The sequence below is a fragment of the Sagittula salina genome (assembly GCF_017813235.1).
Taxonomy (GTDB): Bacteria; Pseudomonadota; Alphaproteobacteria; order Rhodobacterales; family Rhodobacteraceae; genus Sagittula; species Sagittula salina.
In genome coordinates, this window is record NZ_JAGISH010000001.1 from 598,977 (window position 1) to 619,502 (window position 20,526).

Annotated in this window: 18 protein-coding genes and 1 riboswitch; of the genes, 11 read left to right on the forward strand and 7 right to left on the reverse strand. The window is 66.8% G+C overall.

Annotated elements, in window-relative coordinates:
• The first annotated feature begins 119 nt into the window (after nt 1-119).
• The 4 genes from ccoG to ccoS are packed head-to-tail and all read left to right on the forward strand — an operon-like array spanning nt 120 to nt 4,408.
• On the forward strand, nt 120-1,538 hold the full coding sequence (gene ccoG, locus J5474_RS02805; protein ID WP_209359092.1) for a cytochrome c oxidase accessory protein CcoG: 1,419 nt from the start codon (nt 120-122) through the stop codon (nt 1,536-1,538).
• Nucleotides 1,538-2,017, forward strand: a complete 480-nt coding sequence (locus tag J5474_RS02810; protein WP_425342853.1) for a FixH family protein — start codon at nt 1,538-1,540, stop codon at nt 2,015-2,017. Before ccoG ends, J5474_RS02810 begins: the two co-directional genes overlap by 1 nt.
• Before the next feature lie 27 nt (nt 2,018-2,044).
• The gene (locus J5474_RS02815) at nt 2,045-4,231 is read left to right on the forward strand and encodes a heavy metal translocating P-type ATPase (RefSeq protein WP_209359094.1); all 2,187 of its coding nucleotides are present in this window, start codon (nt 2,045-2,047) and stop codon (nt 4,229-4,231) included.
• A gap of 15 nt (nt 4,232-4,246) precedes the next feature.
• Nucleotides 4,247-4,408, forward strand: a complete 162-nt coding sequence (gene ccoS / locus J5474_RS02820) for a cbb3-type cytochrome oxidase assembly protein CcoS (RefSeq protein WP_209359097.1) — start codon at nt 4,247-4,249, stop codon at nt 4,406-4,408.
• A gap of 82 nt (nt 4,409-4,490) precedes the next feature.
• On the opposite strand, the gene J5474_RS02825 is transcribed toward ccoS, so the two are convergent.
• Together J5474_RS02825 and J5474_RS02830 are read right to left on the reverse strand one after the other, a co-directional pair.
• Nucleotides 4,491-6,077 carry a GMC family oxidoreductase gene (locus J5474_RS02825; RefSeq protein ID WP_209359099.1) on the reverse strand — a complete coding sequence of 529 codons (1,587 nt, stop codon included), beginning with the start codon at nt 6,075-6,077 and terminating at the stop codon, nt 4,491-4,493.
• 78 nt (nt 6,078-6,155) lie between these two features.
• Nucleotides 6,156-6,614 carry an Lrp/AsnC family transcriptional regulator gene (locus tag J5474_RS02830; RefSeq protein WP_209359101.1) on the reverse strand — a complete coding sequence of 153 codons (459 nt, stop codon included), beginning with the start codon at nt 6,612-6,614 and terminating at the stop codon, nt 6,156-6,158.
• A 149-nt stretch (nt 6,615-6,763) separates the two neighbouring features.
• Between J5474_RS02830 and ald the strand changes: the two genes are divergently transcribed.
• Together ald and J5474_RS02840 are read left to right on the forward strand one after the other, a co-directional pair.
• A complete protein-coding gene (ald, locus tag J5474_RS02835) occupies nt 6,764-7,879 on the forward strand; it encodes an alanine dehydrogenase (protein WP_209359103.1) in 1,116 nt (371 codons plus the stop codon).
• Nucleotides 7,880-8,079: 200 nt separating this feature from the next.
• The gene (locus J5474_RS02840; RefSeq protein ID WP_209359105.1) at nt 8,080-9,066 is read left to right on the forward strand and encodes a class 1 fructose-bisphosphatase; all 987 of its coding nucleotides are present in this window, start codon (nt 8,080-8,082) and stop codon (nt 9,064-9,066) included.
• Nucleotides 9,067-9,102: 36 nt separating this feature from the next.
• Here J5474_RS02840 and J5474_RS02845 read toward each other — a convergent pair whose 3' ends face one another.
• From J5474_RS02845 to mscL, 3 genes are all read right to left on the reverse strand, one after another.
• A complete protein-coding gene (locus J5474_RS02845; protein WP_209359107.1) occupies nt 9,103-9,879 on the reverse strand; it encodes a transglutaminase-like domain-containing protein in 777 nt (258 codons plus the stop codon).
• A gap of 128 nt (nt 9,880-10,007) precedes the next feature.
• Nucleotides 10,008-10,682, reverse strand: a complete 675-nt coding sequence (gene bluB, locus J5474_RS02850; RefSeq protein WP_209359108.1) for a 5,6-dimethylbenzimidazole synthase — start codon at nt 10,680-10,682, stop codon at nt 10,008-10,010.
• 45 nt (nt 10,683-10,727) lie between these two features.
• Nucleotides 10,728-10,902: riboswitch (cobalamin riboswitch) on the reverse strand.
• Nucleotides 10,903-10,973: 71 nt separating this feature from the next.
• Entirely contained in the window at nt 10,974-11,408 is a 435-nt protein-coding gene (gene mscL / locus J5474_RS02855) for a large conductance mechanosensitive channel protein MscL (protein WP_209359110.1), read from the reverse strand.
• Nucleotides 11,409-11,553: 145 nt separating this feature from the next.
• Between mscL and J5474_RS02860 the strand changes: the two genes are divergently transcribed.
• Nucleotides 11,554-12,252 carry a glutathione S-transferase family protein gene (locus J5474_RS02860; protein ID WP_209359112.1) on the forward strand — a complete coding sequence of 233 codons (699 nt, stop codon included), beginning with the start codon at nt 11,554-11,556 and terminating at the stop codon, nt 12,250-12,252.
• Between the two features lie 74 nt (nt 12,253-12,326).
• On the opposite strand, the gene J5474_RS02865 is transcribed toward J5474_RS02860, so the two are convergent.
• Both J5474_RS02865 and J5474_RS02870 read right to left on the reverse strand, forming a co-directional pair.
• Nucleotides 12,327-12,776: a YtoQ family protein gene (locus J5474_RS02865; protein ID WP_209359115.1), complete on the reverse strand. Its 450-nt coding sequence runs from the start codon at nt 12,774-12,776 to the stop codon at nt 12,327-12,329.
• Between the two features lie 186 nt (nt 12,777-12,962).
• On the reverse strand, nt 12,963-15,467 hold the full coding sequence (locus tag J5474_RS02870) for a GcvT family protein (RefSeq protein ID WP_209359499.1): 2,505 nt from the start codon (nt 15,465-15,467) through the stop codon (nt 12,963-12,965).
• Between the two features lie 478 nt (nt 15,468-15,945).
• Between J5474_RS02870 and J5474_RS02875 the strand changes: the two genes are divergently transcribed.
• The 4 genes from J5474_RS02875 (at nt 15,946) to mrdA (ending at nt 20,519) form a co-directional block, all read left to right on the forward strand.
• On the forward strand, nt 15,946-16,992 hold the full coding sequence (locus J5474_RS02875) for a rod shape-determining protein (RefSeq protein ID WP_005858869.1): 1,047 nt from the start codon (nt 15,946-15,948) through the stop codon (nt 16,990-16,992).
• Nucleotides 16,993-17,125: 133 nt separating this feature from the next.
• Nucleotides 17,126-18,049: a rod shape-determining protein MreC gene (mreC, locus tag J5474_RS02880; protein WP_209359117.1), complete on the forward strand. Its 924-nt coding sequence runs from the start codon at nt 17,126-17,128 to the stop codon at nt 18,047-18,049.
• Nucleotides 18,042-18,581: a rod shape-determining protein MreD gene (locus tag J5474_RS02885; RefSeq protein ID WP_209359119.1), complete on the forward strand. Its 540-nt coding sequence runs from the start codon at nt 18,042-18,044 to the stop codon at nt 18,579-18,581. Before mreC ends, J5474_RS02885 begins: the two co-directional genes overlap by 8 nt.
• Nucleotides 18,582-18,602: 21 nt before the next feature.
• Nucleotides 18,603-20,519, forward strand: a complete 1,917-nt coding sequence (mrdA, locus tag J5474_RS02890; RefSeq protein ID WP_209359121.1) for a penicillin-binding protein 2 — start codon at nt 18,603-18,605, stop codon at nt 20,517-20,519.
• Nucleotides 20,520-20,526: the final 7 nt, after the last annotated feature.

The window sequence follows — 20,526 nt, forward strand, 5'->3', positions numbered from 1 at the left end:
GACGTCGGCCTGCCGGAAAACCTCAGTCCCAGAGTCAGAAATTGATGCAGGTCAAGGATCCCGCAACGCCTGTCTGGGAAAAGCACCCCTGAAGACGCAGAAAAACGGAGCGATTCCCCGTGTCGGACAGCAGCCCCCCCAGCCTTTACGCCGCGCGCGAACCGATCTTTCCGCGGCGGGTCAGCGGGCCGTTCCGCAATCTCAAATGGATCATCATGATCGTCACATTGGGGATCTACTACATCACGCCGTGGATCCGCTGGGACCGGGGTCCGCAACTGCCCGACCAGGCGGTGCTGATTGACCTCGCCGGGCGGCGGTTCTTCTTCTTCTGGATCGAGATCTGGCCGCATGAGTTCTACTTTGTCGCCGGTCTGCTGATCATGGCGGGGCTCGGGCTTTTCCTGTTCACCTCCGCGCTGGGGCGGGTCTGGTGCGGCTATACCTGCCCGCAAACCGTCTGGACCGATCTTTTCATACTCGTGGAACGCTGGGTGGAGGGTGACCGCAACGCCCGCCTTCGCCTGCACCGGCAAAAGAAGCTGGACCTGACGAAGCTCCGCCTGCGGCTGACCAAATGGGTTCTATGGTTCCTCATCGGCCTGGCGACCGGGGGGGCCTGGGTCTTCTACTTTGCCGATGCGCCGACGCTCCTGCGCGATCTGGTGACGCTGAACGCGCACCCCGTCGCCTATACCACAATGCTGATCCTGACCCTGACCACCTTCTTCTTTGGCGGTTTCGCCCGCGAACAGATCTGTATCTACGCCTGCCCGTGGCCGCGTATCCAGGCCGCCATGATGGACGAGGATACGCTGACGGTGGCCTATCGCGAATGGCGCGGGGAGCCGCGCGGCAAGGGCAAGGACCGCGACGCCCTTGGCGACTGCATCGACTGCAACGCCTGCGTCAACGTCTGCCCGATGGGCATCGACATCCGCGACGGCCAGCAGTTGGAGTGCATCACCTGCGCGCTTTGCATCGACGCCTGCGACGACGTGATGGCCCGGGTGGGCAAGCCGCGCGGTCTGATCGACTACCTCGCGCTTTCTGACGAGCCGCGCGAACGCCAGGGCCACAGCCCGCGCCCGGTCTGGCAGCATGTGTTCCGGCCGCGCACGCTGATGTATACGGCGCTCTGGTCGCTGGTCGGCGTCGGGCTGGTCTTTGCGCTCTTTATCCGGCCGGAGATCGAGATGACCGTGGCCCCGGTGCGCAACCCGACCTTTGTGACACTCTCGGACGGGTCGATCCGCAACACCTATGACCTGCGCCTGCTGAACAAGCACGGCGAGGACCGGCCCTTCCGGATCACGCTGAACGGCAACGATTTCCTGCGCGTCCAGCTGGAGGGCACGCCCTACGAAACGGTCACCGTCCCGGCAAACGAAACCTACCTGCAGAAAGTCTACGTGATCGCGCCGAAGGGCGCCGCCCCGGCAGAGGCCGAGCGCACCCCCTTCCGCTTCTGGGTGGAGGACCTGTCGAACGGCGACCGCGCATACAAGGACACCATTTTCAACGGAAGGGCGAACTGATGATGACGACGGACCCACAGGATACCGGTTTTCGGCTCAAGGGATGGCACGTTTTCGCAGGCTTCGCCGGGGCCTTCTCCGTGATCATCGGTGTGAACATCGCGCTCGCGGTGAACGCGGTAAAGACCTTTCCGGGGCTGGAGGTGGAGAACGGCTATATCGCCAGCCAGACCTTTGACGCGCGGCGCGATGCGCAGCAGGCACTGGGCTGGGACGTGGCGGCGCGGCTTGACGCGGGGCGGCTGATCCTGACGATCAATGATGCAAAGGGCTATCCGGTGCGGGTGAATGCTCTGGACGTCACGCTGGGCCGCCCGACCAACGTGTCGGAGGATGTGGTGCCGGAATTCGACTGGGACGGCACCGCCTATGTGGCGGAGGAAACCCTGAACCCCGGCAACTGGGACTTGTGGATCAAGGCACGCGCAGAGGACGGTACGCCCTTCGAGCAACGCCTCGAACTGCGCATGCCCTTCTGACGCCCCAGCCCCGACACGATGACGCTCATGACCGCCACGCTGCGCCCCTCCGCCTCTGCCTGCCCCGCCTGCGTCGCCGCCCCTGCGGCAGAGGCGCTGGCGTCGCGCGACCTGCCCCGCGACGCGCATATCGTCCTGTCGCTGCCGACGATCCACTGCGCCGCCTGCATGTCCACGGTGGAACGCGCGCTGCAGGCGGACCCGCGCGTCCGCTCCGCCCGCGTCAACCTGACCATGAAGCGTGTCGCCATTGAGGCCTCGCCAGACCTGACCGCAGAGGACGTCATCCCCGTGGTCGAAGGCGCGGGCTACGAGGCGCACGAACTGGACGCCACCGCGCTGGGTGCCACCGCCACCGACCGCGCGGGCCGCGACCTCCTGATGCGGCTCGCCGTGGCGGGGTTCGCCGCGATGAACGTCATGCTGCTGTCGGTGGCCGTCTGGTCCGGAGCGGAGGGCGAGACGCGCGACATGTTCCACTGGATCTCCGCCGTCATTGTCCTGCCCGCCGTGGCGTTTTCCGCGCAGCCGTTTTTTCGCAATGCATGGATGGCGCTGAAGGCGCGGCAGTTGAACATGGACGTGCCGATCAGCCTTGCCATCGGGCTGGCCATCGTCACCTCGCTCTATGAAACCGCGCTGTCGGGAGAACACGCCTATTTCGACGCCGCCATCGCGCTGACGTTTTTCCTGCTGACCGGGCGTTACCTCGACCACCGCACCCGGTCGGTGGCGCGCTCCGCCGCGGAGGAACTGGCCGCCCTGGAGGTGCCGCGCGCCTTCCGTGTGACGGATACCGGCGAAGAACAGGTGCCCGTCGCTGTCCTGCGCATCGGCGATCTGATCCGCGTCCGTCCCGGCGGCCGGATGCCGGTGGACGGAGAAATCACCGACGGCACATCGGAACTCGACCGCTCGCTCCTCACGGGGGAAACACTGCCCGTGCTCGCCGAACCGGGCCGCGCCGTCGGCGCGGGCGAGGTCAACCTCACCGGCCCACTCACCATCCGCGCCAGCGCCGTCGGCCGAGACACCTCGCTGGCGCGCATGGCCGACCTCGTCGCCATCGCGGAATCCGGACGCTCGCGCTACACCTCGCTGGCCGACCGCGCGGCGAAACTCTACGCGCCGGGCGTGCACATCCTGTCGGCCCTCGCCTTCGTCGGCTGGCTGGTCTACTCGGGCGACCTGCGCGTAGCCCTGAACATCGCCGCTGCCGTGCTGATAATCACCTGCCCCTGCGCGCTTGGGCTTGCCGTGCCAGCGGTGACCACGGCTGCCTCCGGACGGCTGTTTCGCAAGGGGCTGCTGATCAAGGACGCCACCGCACTGGAGCGGCTGGCTCAGGTCGACACGGTGGTCTTTGACAAGACCGGCACGCTGACGGCAGGCATCCCGGAGCTGGTGGGCCTCGACGCTTTCACCACCGCCGATCTCTCCGTCGCGCGCGCTCTGTCCGAGGGCTCGAACCACCCGCTCAGCCGCGCCCTGACCGCCGCCATCCGGTCGGCCGACATACCCCGCGCGCAGGTGACCGACCTGCGCGAGATCCCCGGGTATGGCACCGAAGGGCTTTGGCGTGGCCAGCCCGTCCGCCTTGGCCGCGCCGCCTGGGTAAGGGCCACGCCCACCCACCAGACCGCCACATGGCTCCGTGTGGGCGACGGCGACCCGCAGCCCTTCCTTTTCACCGACCGCCTGCGCGAAGGCGCCGCAGAGGCGGTCGCCGCCTTGCAGTCACAGGGCCTGACCGTCGTCCTGCTCTCGGGCGACACCCCCGGTGCCGTCGAAAGCCTCGCCCGCCGCCTGGATATCGCCCAATGGATGGCCGAAGCCCTCCCCGCCGACAAGGCCGCCCGCGTGCAGGCCCTGACCGACGCGGGCGCCCGCGTGCTCATGGTGGGCGATGGGCTGAACGACACGGCGGCGCTCACCGCCGCCCATGCCTCGATCAGCCCGGCCTCGGCGCTGGACGCCGCCCGCGTCGCCTCCGACATCGTGCTGCTGGGTCAGTCGCTCGCCCCGATCCCCGAGGCGCTGAACACCGCCCGGAAAGCCGTCAAACGCATCCGCGAAAACTTCACCATTGCCACCTGGTACAACGTCATCGCCGTGCCGCTGGCCGTGGCGGGGCTGTGTTCGCCGCTGATCGCCGCCTTGGCCATGTCGTCGAGTTCGATTACCGTATCCCTGAACGCCCTGCGCCTGCGCTAGACCGCGAGGACCCGCATGAACATCCTGACCTACCTGATTCCGATCTCCCTCGTCCTCGGCGGGCTTGGGCTTGCCTTCTTCGTTTTCACCCTGCGCGCGAACCAGTACGAAGATCCGGAAGGCGACGCTCGGCGCATCCTGTCTGGCGACTACGACGACCGGCCCAAGCAGGACTGACCACAGGCTTCTTCTTGGCGAAAATACTCCGGGGGGGAGCCGCAGGCGGGAGGCGGAGTTCCCTCCACCGATACTCAGTGCCTCAGCCGGCCAGCATCAAATCCGCGACTTTTTCCGCGATCATGATGGTGGGTGAATTGGTGTTGCCCGACACGATCCGCGGCATCACGCTGGCATCCGCCACGCGCAGGCCCGGCAGCCTCTTGAACCGGCACTGCGCGTCGAGGGGGGCGGCTTCCTCCATGCCCATCCGCACGGTCGAGACCGGGTGGAAGATCGTCGTCCCGATCTGCCCCGCCGCCGCTTCCAGTTCCTCGTCCGTGCCAAAGCCCGGCCCCGGCTTGATCTCCTCGGGCGCGTATTTCGCCAGCGCGTTCTGCGCCATGATCCGCCGCGTCAGCCGGATCGAATCCACCGCAACGCGGCGGTCTCCTTCGGTCGACAGATAGTTCGGCGCGATCCGGGGCGCGTCGCGGTGATCGGCAGAGGCGATGGTCACCGTGCCCCGGCTTTCGGGGCGCAGGTTGCAGACGCTTGCCGTCATTGCCGGGTAGTCGTGCAGCGGCTGGCCGAAAGCCTCGAGCGAGAGCGGCTGTACGTGGTACTCCAGATCTGCCGTCGCCAGCCCCTCGCGCGAGCGGGTGAAGGCTCCCAGCTGCGACGGGGCCATCGACATCGGCCCGCGCCTGCGGAACACGTAGTCCATGCCGATCAGCCCCTTGCCGATCAGGGAATTTGCCAGAGTGTTCAGCGTCTTCGCCCCGGTCAGCCGCCAGGCGCAGCGCAGTTGCAGGTGATCCTGCAGGTTCGCCCCGACGCCGGGCGCGTCGCGCTGCACGTCTATGCCGTGCTCCCGCAACAGATCCGATGGACCCACGCCCGACAATTGCAGGATCTGCGGCGACCCGATCGCCCCGGCGGACAGCACCACCTCACCGCCGCAACGCGCCTCGCGGGCCACACCCGCCTGGTCAAACGCCACGCCCGTCACGCGGCCGCCCTCGATCAGCAGCCGCTTCACATGACAGCCGGTCTCCACCCGCAAAAGCCCCTCCGCAGCGCCGCGCAAAAAGGCCTTTGCGGTGTTCATCCGCAAGCCACGGCGCTGGTTGACGCGGAAGTAGCCCACGCCCTCATTGTCGCCGGTGTTGAAATCGTCGTTACGCGGGATGCCCTCGGCCTCAGCCGCACGGATCCAGTCATCCAGAACCTCCCAGTGCAGGCGCTGGTTCTCCACCCGCCATTCGCCGCCCGCGCCGTGGTGTTCGGTCGGGCCGTCAACGTAATCCTCGGACTTCCTGAAGTACGGCAGCACGTCGTCCCAGCCCCAGCCGGTCAGCCCCATCTGGCGCCAGCCGTCGTAATCCGCCGCCTGGCCACGCAGGTAGAGCATCCCGTTGATCGAGGAACAGCCGCCCAGCACTTTGCCACGCGGGTAGAGCAGAGAGCGCCCGCCCAGCTCCGGCTCCTCGGCGGTGCGGTAGCACCAGTCCGTGCGCGGGTTGTTGATGCAGTAGAGGTAGCCCATCGGGATATGCACCCAGTGGTAGGTGTCGCGCCCGCCGGCTTCCAGCAGCAGCACCCGCCGTCCCGCATCCGACAGGCGCCGCGCCAGCACGCAACCGGCGCTGCCCGCGCCCACCACGATGTGATCCCAGGCGCCTTCCATTCCGCTCTCCCCTCCCGTTGGTCGCGCCACCTTGGCGCAGGGCGTGGGCAGCCTCAAGCCCGTCCTTCGGGGCCAGCGTCAGACTGGCAGGGCGGTGGTCTTGAACACGGTGCGCAGGGCAAAGGAAGACTGCATTTGCGCCACTCCCGGAAGCCGGGTCAGATACTGGCGGTGAATGCGGGCGAAATCCTCGGTGTCCTCGGCCACCACCTTCAGGATGTAATCCGCCGTGCCCGCCATCAGGTGACATTCCAGCACCGCCGGCACCCGCTGCACTGCCGTCTCGAAGGCTTCCAGCACCTCGTCGGCTTGCGCACTCAGCGTGATCTCGACAAAGACCGTCGTCGGCAGACCCATCCGGCGCGCGTCCAGCAGCGCCACGTAGTCGCGGATCAACCCGTCCGCCTCCAGACGCTGCACGCGGCGATGGCAGGCGGAGGGCGACAGGTTGACCGCCTCGCTCAGGTCGGCGTTGGAGATGCGACCCCGTTTCTGCAGTTCCCGCAGGATACGCCGATCCGTCTCGTCCAGGGTCATGTGCGAAGATTTCTCCGGCCAAAGCGCTTTGTTGTCGAAGATACGTGCACGGATTAGCGCTGCCAAGCGCAATTCAGGCACCGTTTTGCGCGTATATCGTGGCATCCTGCCGCAAACCCAACCGGCCAACCCGCCAACAGGAGACCGCCATGCAGATCGGCTGCCCCACCGAGGTCAAACCCCAGGAATTCCGCGTCGGCATCACGCCGAACGCCGCGCAGGAGGCCGTGGCGCACGGCCACAAGGTGCTTATCCAGAGTGGCGCGGGCCTTGGCGCGGGTTTTTCGGACGCGGATTACACCGCTGCAGGCGCGCAGATTATCGAAACTGCCCGGGAGGTCTTTGCCGAGGCTGACATGATCGTCAAGGTCAAGGAGCCGCAGGCCGCCGAGCGCGCCATGCTGCGTGAGGGCCAGGTACTGTTTACCTACCTTCACCTCGCTCCCGATCCGGAGCAGACCGCCGACCTGCTGAAATCCGGCGCCACCTGCATTGCCTACGAGACAGTGACAGACGCGCGCGGCGGGCTGCCCCTGCTCGCGCCCATGTCGGAGGTCGCCGGGCGTCTCGCACCGCAGGTCGGCGCCTGGGCGCTGCAAAAGGCCAACGGCGGACGCGGCGTCCTGATGGGCGGCGTGCCGGGCGTGGGCCCTGCAAGGGTCGCCGTGATCGGCGGCGGCGTGGTGGGCACCCATGCGGCGCGTATCGCGGCGGGCATGGGCGCGGAGGTCACCGTGCTTGACCGCTCGCTGCCCCGAATGCGCTATCTCGACGACACCTTCGGGTCGGTCTTCCGTACGCGCTACGCCTCGGCAGGCAACACGGCGGAACTGGTGGCGGAGGCCGACATGGTGATCGGGGCCGTGCTGATCCCGGGTGCGGCCGCACCAAAGCTGGTCTCCCGCGCGCAACTGTCCACGATGAAACCCGGCGCTGTGATCGTCGATGTGGCGATCGACCAGGGAGGCTGTTTCGAGACCTCGAAGGCCACCACCCACCAGGACCCGATCTACGAGGTCGACGGCATTGTGCATTACTGCGTCGCCAACATGCCGGGCGCCGTGGCGCGCACGTCGACGCTGGCTTTGGGCAACGCGACACTGCCCTTCATGCTCGAACTGGCGGACAAAGGCTGGCGGCAGGCCTGCCGCGCCGATGCGCATCTCGCGCGCGGCCTGAACGTGCACGCGGGCCAGCTCACCAATGCGCCCGTGGGCGAGGCGCTGGGACTGCCGGCGATCACGCCCGAAGCGGCGCTCGCCTGAGCGCGGGGCACGGGCGCGGTCCCCGGCCAGGGTCGTCGAATATGGGCGCGCCCCGGGCACCTCTCAGGTTTCAGGGGCGGTTTCTTCTCCACTATTCGCAACCGGCGTCGCGCCTGCACATTCGGCTGGACAGTCCAGCCCGGCTTCGGGAAGACAGGGATGGCCCCCGCGTCGGGGCCCTGACCAAAGGCCCTAGTCCCATGACAACGCCCCTTTCGCTCGACCTCGACAGTGAATCGACCGCGCCGCTGCTCGCGGATGTGCTGGCTCAGTGCGCCATCGACCCCGACCTCGGGGCGCTGCTGCGCACCATCGCGCACGCGGCGATCCCGCTGGGTCTGCGTCTGGCGCAAGGCCATGTGCCGGGCGATCCCACCGCCATCGTTGGCACCAACGAAAGCGGCGACCGGGTGAAGGCGCTCGACCTCGCGGCGCATCTGCACTACCTCGACGCGCTCGCGGGTGCGTCAGTGTCACAGGTCCTTTCGGAAGAGGCGGAAGGCGTCATCCGTCTGAACCCCCAGGGAAAATACGACGTTGCCATGGACCCGATCGACGGATCGGGCAGCATCGGCATCGGCGCGCCGCTGGGGGCACTTTTTTCCATCTTCCCCGCCGGACACGATTTCCTCCGAGAGGGGCGCGAGATGATCGCCGCCGCCTATGTTTCCTTCGGGCACAGCGTGGATTTCGGCTATTCGACCGGAGAGGGCGTCGCCATCGCGACGCTGGACCCGATCAGCCGGCAGTGGCACGTCGATGCGCCATCGGTCAGCATTCAGCCGGAGTCGTCCACCGTGGCCTTCAACGCCTCGAACCTGCGGCGTTGGGAGCCGGGTCTGCGCGCCTATGTCGACGGGCTTCTGCAAGGGGCGGACGGGCCGCGCAGGCGCGATTTCAACATGCGCTGGATTGCCGCCGCCGTGGGCGATCTGCATCGGATCCTGCGGCAGGGCGGCACCTTTCTGCTGCCCGCCGATCCGCGGCCGGCCTATCGCGACGGTTACCTCCGGCTGGTCTACGAGGCCTTCCCCATCGCCTTCCTCATCGAGGCGGCGGGCGGCAGCGCCACGGATGGAAGGGTCGATATCCTCGACAAGACTCCCGCCAGCCACCACGCAAAGACCCCGCTGGTCTTTGGCAGCCGCAATGAGGTCGCCGTGATCGGAGATCACCTGACGGCATAGGACCGCAGACGCGCCCCACTTCGGACACGCCAGGCGTCAGGTGCGCCGGGCGTAGACCTCCTGCGAGACAAGTTCGACCGGCGCCCATGTGTCGAGAAAGGCGATGTCATAGGCATCCCGCCCCACCGCAATGACCGCGAGACCGTCCGCCGCGCACATGCCGGTGGCATCGACAAGGTGCCAGCCGTCCTCCAGCCAGACCTGCGCCACCGCGTGGAAATCCTGCGGTGTCACGTCCGGGCCGTAGGCCGCCACCATGCGTGCCGGGATGGACGCGGCGCGCACCATGGAACACATAAGGTGCGCGTAGTCGCGGCACACGCCCTGCCGCCCTGCGAAGGTCTCCAGCACGTTGGTATCCGCGTCCGAACTGCCCGGCACGTAAGACAGTTCGCGTTCGATCCAGTCGCGGATGGCGGCTACCTTCGCCCCGCCTTCGCGGCCCGCGAACTGTCTGCCGACGAAGGTCACGAACTTGTCTGACTGGCAGTAGCGCGAGGGCCGGAGATAGGGCGCGACGTCGCCAGGGATGCGATGCAGCGGCACGGCGGCAAGCTGGCCAAGCCCCGCCACCTGGCGGTTCACCTCGACCTCTGCGCGGTAGGTGATGCGCAGATCGTCCCCCGGCAATTGCAGCCAGAGCCGCTCTCCCACCCCTGAATCTCCCGCGATGCGCGACGGTTGGGCGGTGCCCAGGTCCAGGGTCTCGGAGAGTACCACCTGCCCCTCCGTTCGGGCTGCCTCGATGGCGAGAAAGGCGGTGGTGGGCTCCGCCACCCGGTAGTGCATCGCGACGTCGATGGTCATGCGCATGGTCTGTTTGCCTCCGGCTTTGCCCCGTGACGTGGCGCGCGGTGACGCGGGTTCAAGGTGTGCCGGGCGGTTTCCGCCTCGTCGCGCGCGATGCGCTACGTGGAGAGGCGCACTCTCCACGTAGCTGCCTACCAGTGTTCCTCGCGGATGTGGGCGTCAAGTGCGCGGGCGCGGGCCCAGCCGCGCGCTTCCAGTTCAGGGCCGTCGAAGAGATCGCGCACGTACCCCACGCAGAGCCATGCGACCACGCGGACGTGGTCCGGCAGTCCAAGGAGCGGGCCCAGCGCCGCCTCCTCGACGATACTGACCCAGCCGACGCCGACGCCCTCGACCCGGGCCGCAAGCCACAGGTTCTGTACCGCGCAGACGCAGGAATAAAGGTCCATGTCGCGTTGATGCGTCCGTCCCAGCACGACCTCCCCGCCACGCGACCGGTCGCAGGTGACCGCGATGCTCAGAGGCGCCGTCTCGATCCCTTCCAGTTTCAGGGCGGCGTACTGGCTGCGCTTCTCCTCCGGAAACATCGCGGCGGCCTGCGCATTCGCGGCCTCGAACAGCGCCTTCACCCGCGCCCGCATGCCCGGGTCGCGGATCAGGATGAAATCCCACGGCTGCGACAGCCCGACCGAGGGCGCCGCATGGGCCGCCATCAAGATGCGGCGCAACACCTCCGGCGCGACCGGGTCGGGCAGGAACTCGTTGCGCACGTCGCGCCGGTGCGCGATCACGTCGTGCAGCGCCTGCCGTTCGTCATCGGTGAAAACGCGCGCCGCCTTGGGCGCGCAGGTGGACTCAAGGCTCATGGGAACCCCTCCCGAAATGGCCAAACGCCCCCTGCCGTCCACGCAGGAGAATCATGCCGTCAGGCCGGTCTTCTGGCTTCGGATCACCCGGAAAAGGCGCCTTCCCGGTTGACCCAGTGGCTCTTGCCTCCCCGTCCCCGTCACAGCGGCGGGCCCGCGCCGGTTCTTCCCCGGCTTCCCGATTCTCCCCCTCGGGGGCACCTGACACGCCCTGAATTGCAAAGAAAAACCCCCAAGGCAAGCCAATGCCCCGGGGGTTCGCCCTGCCGACAGGCCGGGGTTCTGCCTCTCTCAGGTCTTTTTCAGCGCGTCACGGATTTCCAGCAGCACATCCAGCTCCGAAGGGCCGGCGGGCGTGGTTTCTGCGGGCTGGCCCTCTTTGCGTTCCTTGATCGCTGCCTTCTTGGCGCGGTTCACCGCCTTCACCAGCATGAAGACCACGAAGGCCACGATGAAGAAGTTGATGATCGCCATGACGAACTTCCCGATGGCAAAGACCGGCGCGCCCGCGTCCGTAGCCGCCTGCAAAGACGCGTATTCGCTGCCATCGAGCGCATAGAACCAGCCCGAGAAATCGACACCGCCGGTAAATAGCGCGATGATCGGGTTGATGATATCCGCCACCAGAGAGTTGACGATCGCGGTGAAGGCCGCGCCGATGATGATACCCACGGCGAGGTCGATGACGTTGCCCTTGGCGATGAAATCGCGGAATTCCTGGATCATGTGCTGTTTCCCGTTTGATTGCCCGGCTTTTTCCTTCCGGGTTCCGAGCATGTTTAATGCAAAATGATCCTTCGCACAGACGCCGCGTTGGGAATACGGGAAAAGAGCAATAGATTTCCCGTCGGACACCCCTGAAAGGCCCCACATGACAACTCCCGACCATCCGATAACGGCCAGATGGCCCGCGCAGCACCCCGAGCGGCTGCAGCTTTATTCGTTCCCCACACCCAACGGTGTGAAGGTCTCCATCATGCTCGAAGAAACCGGCCTTCCCTATGAAGTGCACCGGGTTTCTCTGCTCGACAATGAGACGCGCTCCGATGCGTTCCTCGCGCTGAACCCCAATGGCAAGATCCCCGCCATAATCGACCCCGACGGCCCGGACGGCGAACCGCTGGCGCTGTTCGAATCCGGGGCGATCCTGCTGTATCTCGCGGAAAAGACGGGGATGTTCCTCGGCGAGACCGCGCATGAACGGGCCGCCGTCACCCAGTGGCTGATGTTCCAGATGGGTGGCGTCGGCCCGATGTTCGGGCAGATGGGCTATTTCTTCAAATTCGCCGGGTCGGAGATCGAAGACCCGCGCCCGCGCGAACGTTACCTGACCGAAACCGCGCGCCTGCTGCGCGTGGTGGAGAACCGGCTGGCGGATCGCGAATGGATCGCCGGACCATACTCCATTGCCGATATCGCGCTGGGTCCGTGGATCAACGCGCTCGAATTCTATGGCGTGAAAGAGGCTATCGGCTGGGACAGTTTTCCGGGCGTGCAGGCATACCTGAAGCGTTTCCTCGACCGCCCGGCAGTGCAGAGCGGTCTGGTGGTTCCCCCGCGCGAGGGCTGAGCCTGCTCGCATTCGGGTCGACCATAGGCAGGCCGGGAATTTGCCCGACCTGCCCGTCCCTTAGCCCGGCACCCTTAGCCCGGCAGGGTGCCGTTCAACACGTAGGTGAGGATCTGCACGACCTGCGCGGGCGTGCGCGCCATCGCCAACGCAGCGGCGTCGACTTCCTTGAGCGCATGATCGTGTTCTTCGGGGTGGAGGGTGATGATCGCCTTGCCCGATGCCGCAGCATAGCCCGCGTCGAATGCCGCGTTCCACTGTTTGTATTTCTCGCCAAAGCGCACGACGACCACGTCCGCCCCTTCGATCCCGCGGCGGGTACGGATGGCGTTCACCTGCGCACCCTTGCGGTCGTGCCAGAACTTGTCCGGCTCCGCCCCGAGGATCGCGACGCCACAGTCGTCAGAGGCCGCGTGATCCGTCACAGGCGCGTCGAATGTGACATCGAGCCCCGCCGCGCCGTTCATGATCTGCTCGCGCCAGTCCGTGTGGATCTCGCCCGAGAGGTAAACTTTCAGTGCCATGTGCTGACCTCCCTCATTTACAGGTTGACCCGCAGCATAGGCACCCGTCCCCCGATGGCAATGCCCGCGCGCCCATGCGGCGCGGTGGGGGCGCTGCCCCCACACCCCCGCGGGTATTTGCCAACCGAAGAAGCAGAGCGCGCGTCCCGGTCAAAAGTGCCGGATCGCGCGGCGGTGAGAGAGCGGTCAGCCGTCCTTGCGGATGGTCTCGTTCTTCGGGTCATACGGGCTGTCGCAGGTGACAGTGGCCTCCCAGAGGCAGTCAAACATCTTCACCTTAAGACGCGTGCCTTCGACGGCGAGGTCGGGCTTCACATAGCCCATGCCGATGGACTTGCCGAAGGCCACGGAGTAACCGCCCGACGTCAGGCGACCAGCCCGTTCGCCGCCTTCGGTATAGAGCACCTCGCGGCCCCAGGGGTCGGCATCGTCCGGCCCGTCGACCAGGAGCGTCACGCATTTTGACCGAATGCCCAGCGTCTGCATAGCCTCCTTGCCGGCAAAGTCTTTCGTGAGGTCGACAAAGCGCGGCAGGTCGGCCTCCAGCGGCGTCGCATCGCGGCCCAGTTCGTTGCCAAAGGCGCGGTAGGACTTCTCCTGCCGCAACCAGTTCTGGGCGCGAGCACCGACGGGTCGGATGCCGTGCTCGGCCCCTGCTTCCATCAGCCGATCCCACAGGTGGTTCTGCATCTCGATGGGGTGGTGCAGTTCCCACCCAAGTTCGCCCGTGTAGGCCACGCGGATGGCATTGACCGGAACCATGCCCAGCTCGATCTGCCGCGCCGAGAGCCAGGGGAAGCGCTTGTTCGACAGGGCGGTGCCCGGGTCCGCGTCGCGGATGAGTTTTGCCAGAACGGCGCGCGACTTCGGCCCGGCGATGGCAAAGACACCCCATTGCGTCGTCACGTCCTGCACGATCACGAGCTGGCCGGTCTCGGCCATGAAATCCTCTGCCGCCTTCTGAAGGAAGTCGCCGTCATAAGCCGCCCAGGCCCCGGCGGAGACGAGGTAGAAATCCTGCTCCGCGTGGCGCACGATGGTGTATTCCGTCCGCGTCGTGCCGCGCGTGGTCAGGGCATAGGTCAGGTTGATCCGGCCGACCTTCGGCAGCTTGTTGCAGGTCAACCGGTCGAGGAAGGCGGTCGCCCCCGCCCCCGTCACGCGATGCTTGGCAAAGGCGGTGGCGTCGATCAGACCGACGCCCTCACGGATGGCCTTGGCCTCTTCCACGGCGTATTGCCACCAGCCGCCACGGCGGAAACTTCGGGCGTCATGGTCGAAGTCCGGCCCCGCGTCGAGCGGCCCGTAATAATTCGGCCGCTCCCAGCCGTTCACGCAACCGAACTGCGCGCCGAGCTTTGCCTGCCGGTCGTAGGCGGGCGAAGTGCGCAAGGGCCGCGCGGCGGGGCGTTCCTCGTCCGGGTGGTGCAGGATGTAGACGTGTTCGTAGGCCTCTTCGTTCTTTGCCACGGCCCAGTCGGTCGTCTGCCAGGCTCCGAACCGCTTGGGATCGAGCGAGGCCATGTCGATTTCCGCCTCCCCGTCGACCATCATCTGGGCGAGGTAATGGCCCGCGCCACCAGCGGCGGTGATCCCGAAGGAGAAGCCTTCGGCCAGCCACATGTTGCGCAGCCCCGGCGCCGGACCGATCAGCGGGTTGCCGTCCGGCGTGTAGCAGATCGGGCCGTTGAAATCGTCCTTCAGACCGACCTCTTCCGACGAGGGAATGCGGTGGATGAAGGACATGTATTCCTCCTCGATCCGCTCCAGATCCAGCGGGAAGAGATCGGCGCGGAAACTGTCGGGCACCCCGTGGCGGAAACGCGCGGGCGCGTTGCGTTCATAGGGGCCGAGGATCCAGCCGCCGCGCTCCTCGCGCACGTACCATTTCGCATCCGCGTCGCGGATCACCGGGTGCTGGCCGTTTGTCTTGCGCCAGTCCACCAGCGCCGGGTCAGGTTCGGTGACAATGAACTGATGTTCCACCGGGATGGCCGGCGTCTTGATGCCCAGCAGCCACGCGGTACGCTGCGCGTGGTTGCCGGTGGCGGTGACTACATGCTCGGCGGTGATGACCCGCCGTTCGTCGGAGGGCACGAGGTTGCCGCCCCGCTCCACCATCTTCGTGACGGTGACGCGCCACTCCGAGCCGGTCCATTCGTATCCGTCCACCTGCCACTTGCGTTCGATTGTCACGCCGCGCTGGCGGGCGCCCTTGGCCATGGCCATGGTCACGTCGGCCGGGTTTATGTAGCCGTCCGTCGGGTGGTAGAGCGCGCCCTTCAGGTCGTCCGTGCGGATCAGCGGCCAGCGATCCGCGATCTGCGCCGGGGACAGCCACTCGTAGGGCACGCCGCAGCTTTCGGCGGTGGTGGCATAAACCATGTACTCGTCCATGCGCACATCCGTTTGCGCCATGCGCAGGTTGCCCACCACGAAGAACCCCGCGTCCAGCCCGGTTTCCGCCTCCAGCGTCTTGTAGAACTTGATGGAGTAGTCGTGGATATGGGTCGTGGCGTAGCTCATGTTGAAGTACGGCAACAGCCCCGCCGCGTGCCAGGTCGAGCCGCTCGTCAGTTCGTCGCGCTCCAGCAGCATGACGTCGTCCCACCCCGCGCGGGCAAGGTGATAGGCGATGGAGGTGCCGACGGCACCGCCACCGACGACAAGGGCTTTGACATGGGTCTTCATCGTGGTGCGCTCCGCTGGTCTCGAGGGCATGGATTCTCTTACCCTTATTACCCCAAGCACCCAACGCCGCGCGGCCTACCCGACATTCCGCCAACCAAAACCGACAGCCGGCGCGGCCTTGGCCGTTCGGCAGGTCGGAGAGGACCAGACCGTCGGTCGCCCATTGATCCGGAGGCGGGCCGTCGCGGCAGACTGACCGACTGCCGCACAGCGCGACCCGCAGAGTGGCGCCCGCGACGGCAGTTTTCAGCGGCGCCCACCCCCCGTGGGAGGAGATCCCCACGACGGCCCGCGCCCGCCGTGGCAGTCAGATGCCATGCTACCTGGCGCTTGCGGCGGTTCCCCGCTGATTTGCGCGGCGCGCCCCCTTTCGCAAGCGAAGCCACCTGCCTATAAGAGCCGCTGTCCCCACTCGTCAGAGTCGAGGACCCACCGGGCAATTGGGCGCGCAAAACCTGCGCGAATGAGGCAGTATCGAATGTTTGGCATGGACAGACTCCTTGGCATGTTCTCATCGGACATGGCCATCGACCTCGGGACCGCGAACACGCTGGTCTACGTCAAGGGCAAGGGCGTCGTCCTGTCGGAACCCTCTGTCGTGGCCTACCACATCAAGGACGGGGTGAAGAAAGTACTCGCCGTGGGCGAGGACGCCAAGCTGATGCTGGGCCGAACGCCCGGCTCCATCGAGGCGATCCGCCCGATGCGCGAAGGTGTCATCGCCGATTTCGACACCGCCGAGGCGATGATCAAGGAATTCATCCGCAAGGTTCATCGCCGTTCGACGTTCTCCAAGCCGAAGATCATCGTCTGCGTGCCGCACGGCGCGACACCCGTCGAAAAACGCGCCATCCGGCAGTCGGTCCTGTCCGCCGGCGCGCGCAAGGCCGGCCTGATCGCGGAGCCCATCGCAGCGGCCATCGGCGCAGGCATGCCCATCACCGACCCCACCGGCAACATGGTCGTGGACATCGGCGGCGGCACCACCGAGGTGGCCGTCCTCTCGCTCGGTGACATCGTCTACGCTCGCTCCGTGCGCGTGGGTGGCGACCGAATGGACGAGGCCATCATCAACTACCTGCGCCGCCAGCAGAACCTGCTGGTCGGCGAGTCCACCGCCGAACGGATCAAGACCTCCATCGGCACGGCGCGGATGCCCGACGACGGGCGCGGGTCGTCCATGCAGATCCGGGGCCGCGACCTGCTGAACGGCGTCCCGAAGGAGACGGAGATCTCGCAGGCACAGGTGGCGGAAGCACTGTCCGAACCGGTGCAGGCGATCTGCGAGGCGGTGATGACCGCGCTGGAAGCCACGCCGCCGGACCTCGCCGCCGACATCGTCGACCGTGGCGTCATGCTGACAGGCGGCGGTGCGCTGCTGGGCGATCTGGATCTGGCCCTGCGCGAGCAGACCGGGCTGGCTGTGTCCATCGCGGACGAATCGCTGAACTGCGTGGCACTTGGCACCGGCAAGGCGCTGGAATACGAGAAGCAGCTGCGCCACGCCATCGACTACGATAGCTGACCGATGGGGCGCGGGCTGATTTTTCGCAGAAAAATCAGCCCGCGCCCCGACCGGTTCCGTACACCGGCCCGTTTTGCGCGCCGTTCCTCACACCGTCTTGCGACCCGCACACAGGCTTAGGTATTCCTGACCCATGGCCAGCGACCGCACATCCGACGACTACACCGGCCCGCTGAAGCGTCTGCTTCTCGCGGTGCTTGTGATCGTGCTGCTCGCCATCTTCCTCGTCTGGCGCATCGACAGCCCGCGCGTCGAACGGTTTCGCGCGCAGGTGATCGACCGCGTGGTGCCGAACATGGACTGGGCCATGGCGCCCGTCTCCGGCACGGTCAAGCTGGTGCGCGACTTTCAGTCCTACCAGCGGCTGGGCGAACAGAACGACGAGTTGCGCCGCGAATTGCGCCAGATGACCGCGTGGAAAGAGGCCGCCCTGCAACTGGAGCAGGAGAATGCCCGCCTGCGTGACCTGAACAACGTGCGCCTCGACCCGCGCCTGACCTATATCACCGCCGTGGTACTGGCCGATTCCGGCAGTCCCTTCCGGCAGTCGGTGCTGATCAACGTCGGCTCCCGCGATGGCATCGTCGACGGATGGGCCACGATGGACGGCATCGGTGTTGTCGGCCGCGTCTCCGGCGTCGGGCGCAACACCTCGCGCGTGATCCTGCTGACCGACGCCACCAGCCGCATCCCCGCCGAAATCCAGCCCTCCGGTCAGCGCGCACTGATCGTTGGCGACAACACTGCGGCGCCGCCCATCGACTTTCTCGAAAACCCCGATCTCGTGCGTCCGGGCGACCGCATCGTGACCTCCGGCGACGGTGAGGTCTTTCCGCCGGGGCTACTGATCGGACAGGTCGCCGAAGATCCCGGCGGCCGCCTCCGCGTGCGTCTGTCCGCCGACTACGAGCGGCTCGAATTCCTGCGAGTCCTGCGCGATCACGGCGCGCGGCGGGTGTCGAACCCCTCCGGCCTGATTCTGCCCGAAGACCTGCCGGATTCGGACCCGGACGCCGGAAGCGCCCCGCTCCCCGAGGACACCCCGAGCGATGGCTGAGAACGGCCCCGCCCGGCTTTGGGCCATGCGCGCCGCCTACCCGGCGCTGGCGATGGCGATAATCTTCGTCCATCTGCTGCCGCTGCAGATGATGCCGGCGCGCTTTGCCGGGCCCGACTGGCTGACCGTGCTGACCTTTGCGTGGTGCCTGCGCCGCCCCGACTACGTGCCCGCGCTGTCGATCGCACTGGTCATGCTGCTGGCCGACCTGCTGTTCCAGCGCCCGCCCGCGCTCTGGGCGCTGCTGGTGTTGCTGGCTTCCGAATTTCTGAAATCGCGCGGGCGTCAGGTACGCGAAAACACCTTCTTTGCCGAATGGCTGGCCGCCGCCATGACGCTTCTGGTGATCACCCTGCTTTACCGGCTCACTCTCGCGATCTTGATCATCTCGCCCGGAATGCTGTCGTTGACGCTGATGCAATATGGTATGACCGTGGCCGCCTACCCGGTGGTCGCCGCGCTTTCCTACCTCGTCTTCGGCGTGCGCCGCTCCACCCCCGGCGAATACGACCATACCGGACGCAGCCTGTAACCTGCCCTGAGGGACCCGCCCATGCGACGCAGCCCCCGTGAAACCATCGACAGCGCCCGCCGCATCACCCGCCGCGGGCTGATCCTCGGCGGCCTGCAGATGGGGTTCGCCGCGACGCTGGGCGCGCGGATGCACCACCTGCAGGTCGATCAGGCGGACGAATTCCGCCTGCTGGCGGAGGAGAACCGCATCAACATTCGGCTCATCCCGCCGGCGCGTGGACGCATCTTTGACCGCAACGGGCGGGTCATCGCCGACAACGAACCGACCTACCGCATCACGCTGACGCGCGAAGACGCGGGCGACGTAACGACCGTCATCGGGCGGTTGGGCCAGCTGGTCGAACTTGACGAAAACGACCTGAACCGCGCCCTGACCGAAATGGAACGCACGCCGCCCTTCATCCCCGTCACCATCGCGGAACGTGTGAGCTGGGAAGACATCTCCCGCGTGGCAGTGAACGCCCCCGCCCTGCCCGGCGTCACCACCGAGGTCGGCCTGTCGCGCACCTACCCCCAGCGCGACCTCTTTGCGCATGTGGCGGGCTACGTGGGCCCGGTGTCGGAACGGGACCTGTCGCGCTACGAAGACCCGCCGCCTCTCCTGCGCATCCCGCGTTTTCAGGTCGGCAAGGTCGGCCTGGAAGCCAAGCACGAGGAATTGCTGCGCGGCACCGCGGGCGCCAAACGGGTCGAGGTCAACGCAGTCGGCCGCGTCATGCGCGAACTCGACCGGCGCGAGGGCACCTCCGGCTCCGACATCCAGCTGACCGTGGACACGGAGCTGCAGGAATACGTTCAGGCGCGGCTGGCAGGTGAAAGCGCTTCTGCCGTGGTGCTCGGACTTGAGCGAGGCGACCTGCTGGCCATCGCTTCCGCGCCCTCTTACGATCCCAACCTTTTCGTGCGCGGCATCAGCCACACGGATTTCAACGCGCTGAACCAGAACGACCACCGGCCTCTGGCCTCCAAGACGGTGCAGGACGCCTACCCGCCGGGGTCCACGTTCAAGATGGTAACCGCGCTGGCGGCGCTGGAAGCGGGACTGCTGTCGCCCGAGGACACCACGTATTGCTCCGGCAGCTACGAGGTCGGGTCACGCTCCTTCCGGTGCTGGAAGCGGTCCGGCCACGGCCATGTGAACCTCGTGGGGTCGCTGCAGCATTCGTGTGACGTCTTCTACTACGACCTGTCCCTGAAGGTCGGAATCGAGCGCATCGCCGCCATGGCGCGGCGGCTGGGGCTTGGCCAGGCGCACCCGATCCCCATGTCGGCGGTGACTTCGGGCCTGGTACCGGACAAGGAATGGAAGCGGCGCGAACGCGGCGCGGAGTGGGTGATCGGCGATTCGGTGAACGCCGCCATCGGGCAGGGCTTTGTGTTGACCTCGCCGCTGCAACTGGCGGTGATGGCTGGACGCGTGGCGACCGGGCGCTCTGTCTCGCCGCGGCTGGTACGGTCGATCGACGGCATCGAAACACCGCACCTGGGCGGTGACGACCTCGGGCTCAATCCCAACCACCTGATGCAGGTGCGCAAAGGCATGTACGCAGTGTCGAACGACCGCCGAGGCACCGCCTACAGTTCGCGCATCATCGCCGAGGGGATGCGGCTCGCGGGGAAGACCGGTACGGCGCAGGTGGTGTCCCGCATCACCTCCGAGGCGGACCCCTGGGAAGACCGCGACCACGCGTTGTTCGTCAATTTCGCGCCCTACGACAACCCGACGATCGCGGTGGCGGTGGTGGTGGAACACGGCGTCGGGGGCTCGCGCACGGCCGCGCCCATCGCGCGCGACATCACGTTGCAGGCGCTCTATAACGGCGATCCGCCGCTGGGCGCATACCCCGCGAAGGACCGAAAGCACATCGAAGCGCAACAGGAACGGCTGGCACGCGAGCGACGGGCACGGGTCGAACAGATGGCGAGCCGGGCGTGACGGGCGC